General features: G+C 52.4%; 2 protein-coding genes. Both read left to right on the forward strand.

Annotated features, from left to right (window positions below):
- Positions 1 to 244, forward strand: a 244-nt coding sequence (locus JUF21_RS08555) for a hypothetical protein (protein ID WP_203663998.1), incomplete at its 5' end; no start/stop codon positions are given.
- A gap of 50 nt (positions 245 to 294) precedes the next feature.
- Positions 295 to 4,479, forward strand: a 4,185-nt coding sequence (locus tag JUF21_RS08560; RefSeq protein WP_203664000.1) for a KxYKxGKxW signal peptide domain-containing protein, incomplete at its 3' end; no start/stop codon positions are given.

Here is a 4,479-nt window from a genome sequence, read left to right on the forward strand (position 1 = left end):
TATATCGGCGATGGCGGCTGTTTCATATCATGATTACGAGGGCAAAGCAGAGCGGCGCCCTCAGATAGTTTTTTGTGGGAGGGGAATTAGAACGGTCAAATTGGTTAAGCCCCAAGCCTACTATCCAACCTTCTCGAGCACTTGCCACAGCGGCCTCGATGACGATAAATTTAGGCAACAACCCCCAAATTTTTTCCCCATTCGTATTGATTTATTATTAAAATGTTTTACAGTAATGTTGTAAAGACAGACCTTTGGAGGCCTATTTGGGTATTGAAGATTGGAGTGGCATAGATGCAAACAAAACCAAAGATGACAAAGCTTGAACGTGCGTTACTGCAAGAAAAGCGGCATTACAAGATGTTCAAGGTGGGTAAAGTTTGGACTGCACTTGGGATCTCGCTGTTGTTCGGGGCCGGCTTTGCGCTCAGCCAGCCAAGCACGGCAGTTTCTGCGGCGACGGAGACCGCTCCTGCCGCCAGCACGCTTGCAACAATCCAGAGCCAGACAGTGGCGAGCCTCACGGGCAACCTGCCTACGGTGACCTTGGCCGGTGGGTGGACTGCGCCAACCTGGACGGCAAAAGATTTTAACATTGTAGCGGTTGCGGGTAAGTCAAACACTTACACTGCGACTTTGAGTACCCAGGGCTTGGCTGCGCTGCAGGCGGCCAACGCCGGTGCCAAGATTTCGGCTCAGAACGTTCAGGCTGGCACCCTCACAATTGAAGACAAGACCGCAGAGACTGTGGTGGCCAAGACTCCAGTGGCGGTCAGCGGTGCGTCTTCTGCGGCGCCGCAGAAGAGTTCAGCGTCTGCAGTAACAGCTTCTGCCGCGGCCAGCAACCAAACTGTAACGGTGGCCGCGACCAGTGACGCGAGTGCAACTCAGGATAAAGCTGGCAGCCAGGCCGCTACTGCCTCGACGTCGGCCGCGGCAGACGCACCTAGCGCTGCAGTGACAGCGTTAGGCGGCGACGCGACGCAAGCTGATATTGATCAGGCTAAGGCTGCGTCTCAGACTGCGCTGAAGACGACCGGTCAACCGCAAGTCATCACGGCCATGAGCCCAGAAAGCACGGGAACGGCAACGATTACCAGTTCCACGGATAAAATTGGGTACGGGTCAGGCGTGTCTGGTTCGTTCACGCTGACTGTTACCATGACAGGCGTTGCAGCTGGAGACAAGGTGACCTTTACCTTGCCGACCACACCGACCAAGCAGTACGTCAACGGGATATTCCCGCTCAAATCGGTCCAAGATTTTCGCTCGCCTGATGTGGGTACCGTCGATAAGGTGACCAACGCAGACGGGACAATTACAATCACCGACACCATCAAGCAACCAGGGACTTACACGCAGGCTGTGACACTCTCCCTGTTTGACAACTATGCGGGGCAGGCGCTGTTGCCGGTTGGCGACACAAAATATACCGTGGACGTGTATGTTAACGACAATAAAACTGGGTCGACCTCTTTCACGCAAACAATCGATCCACAAGTCTTCTTGGGCACACCGACCCAGACACACCCAAATACTAGCGTAAACGGCCTTTTGCCAGACATCGATTATGTCTGGGAAGTGCCGGTCAATGAAGGCGACGGGGTATTGGATCAGTGGTATCAATCACCGCGTGTCAATTCGGCAGTCAACTACGGGACGATAATTACTGTACCGACGCCAGCTGGTTTTGTACTGAATCAAGACCTGACAAATCAGCTCAATAGTTATGCGAGCATCAGTTCCGTCGTCCTTGGTAATACTGACGTTACCACGATCACGCAAGTCGGTGGTGCTGGTGGAGATGTGATCATTACGGTGCCAAAGGGCTCGGGTTCGCAATATTACGATAAAAAGCCAGCCTACCGGATTGCCGGCCATTTTGAGACCGCCCAAGCGGCAACTGACACGACGTTGACTGCCGCAGGTCCTGTGACGATGGTACAAAAGATCGATGACGCTGGTACGACCAGGACCTCTACCGGTGGGACTTGGAAGAGTGTTATCTTGAAAACAGGGAGTGACCAAGGGGCCAATTTGGTCACAGTTGCCAATGGGAACACTGGTGCTGACCCGAAGCAGTTACTTTTGAATCAAGATACATCTGATGATCCTGCCACCGTATTGCAGTATTCTTTCCAGTACCACGCGGCGGCGGCTTCGAATACTGTCGCTATCCGAATGACAGTGCCAGACGGCCTGCAGGTCAATAAGATCGAGGTGCCGGAAGCTGGCGCCTCGGATTCACTCTATATGCCTGGCACCACAAGTTACAATTACGTCTTGACCCTGGCAGACGGGAGTACTGAAAACGGCACGGTCGCCCCAGGTGGCACCGTTACCAGTACGGGTAACATTCAGACGGCTGTCTTCACACCTGACAGCCTGGCTCCAGGGGCAACCTCTGGTATTTTTAAATTCGATGGCAAGCTGGCCACATCTTATGATGACGGTACTGCGATCAAAAACGGCGATCAGCTGACTGGTACCATTGACATGTCGATAGATGGTGGGGACTTTGACGGGGCGAAATCGTTCACTCAGACCGTCTCTGGTCCAGTGGCCTGGATCGATATTGATGACATCGGGTCGCATACAGAGGCTGCACCTGGCAAAGGCCAAGGTAGCAAGCTGGTGATTTGGGGTGCACAGAGCGCTCAAGGTCAGACTTCGTATTCCGTGTATGAACCGATCGTCTATTACGTCGTGCCTAGCGCCTTCGTTGTTGACGGGGTCGCTAACGCACAAGATGCGGTCGTAACTCGAGGCGTCAGTGACAACGGAGATACTGTGGTGAAGGTAGACTTCACTGGCACAGGCGAGTCTGTTGACGTTCACCCGTTTGAGTATGACAAGCGGCTACAGTTGTTATTGCATAACGCGGACGACGCGATGGTGGGAACCTATACGCTCAAGGCTTATATGACTTCGCCGACAACTGGCATTATCTCGCCACAAACAGATAAACTGACAGACCTGTCAGAGACGATGGGTGACGCTAAGGCCATTCTAGTTGGTCAGCCAAAATGGACGATCGATACGATTGCCGGTGTTTATGCAAATGTGATGGCCCAAGGTGATGATTTGTCAGCAACAAAGACCGCAACGATCGATAAAAACAGCACGAACCCGTTGCAGTTCTTTGATACGGTCATGAATGTTAGTGGTAACGATGTCCCTGATGTGACGTCTGTCCTCAATCTGCCACAAGTTGGCGACGATCAAGGCTCGACCTATACCTTCGATTTGACGGGACCAGTAACATTGCCAACGCAAGTTACGACCGAATCTGGCACGGTCGTCCCACTTACCGGTGCTCAGGTGCTGTATTCAACTGCCCGGGCTGACCTGACGGCAGGGATCCCTGATTTGACCGGTTATGTCACGGCTGATCAGGTGGGGTCAGACTGGTCAACAATTCGGTCTGTGGCATTGACATTCCCATCCTTGCCGGCTGGTGTCACGACTGGTCGGATCGCTCTCGCTGGGACAACGACTGACATGAACAATGACGCAGGCAAGATTGGCTATCTGTCAACATCATTTTCCATGGATAAAGGGGCCCCGGCTGTTGTCAACAAAGCAGCAAGCATCGCGATCACAGGGCAGTCAACCATCCACGCGCGAGCACATTACGTGGATGCTGATGGCAACGATCGGTACATGGCCTTCACAGATTTGGATAAGACATACACTGATAACCAAGATACCTTGGCGGATACTGATTTTCCTACAACCCCATCTGACGCAGATATCGCACTGATTCCTACCGGCTATGTTCTTCACCCTAACTCCTTACACTTTGTTGACGGGAGTGATGATGGTGTTGCCACAGTTGGGCAAACTGTCACGGATGCTTTTGATGGTGACTATGCCCAATACGAATTAGACGAAGAAGATTCTCTGACGGTTAGTTATGTAGATGATGCCACCGATGAAGTTGTCGGGACGCCAGAAAAAATCTCTGGCGCTGCAGGTACGACCGGCACTGTCACAGCAGATGCACCTGAAGGCTACGTTTTGGCGGCCGGTCAGGCGCTCAGCGTTGATTACACAATCAAGAAGGATGATTCAGACAACATAGTGATTCACGTTGTGCATCCGACGACGACTGACAAACTGGATACGACGCGCACGATCACCTTCAGTGGGATTACTGACCCGACGCTGATTCCTGAGACGGTTGTTCAAAATGAGCACTGGACGACGGAAACAGACAACACCACCCACATAACAACCTACACTTTGGCGACACCGTATCCTGAATATACGGCACCTGCAGTTGCGGGATACCACGTTGTTGGCGACGACACTTTGACAGGTCCAAGTGCCACGACGACTACGACTAAGCCTGAAGACAGTACATATGAATTTGTCTACGAGGCCAATGAGCAAACTGCTCACGTGAAGTATGTCGATGATGACAATGGTGGTAAAGAAGTTGACGGGACCACTGCGCAGTTGAGTGGGAAGACAGAC

The sequence above is a fragment of the Lacticaseibacillus sp. 53-4 genome, assembly GCF_016861805.1.
Classification (GTDB): domain Bacteria; phylum Bacillota; class Bacilli; order Lactobacillales; family Lactobacillaceae; genus Lacticaseibacillus.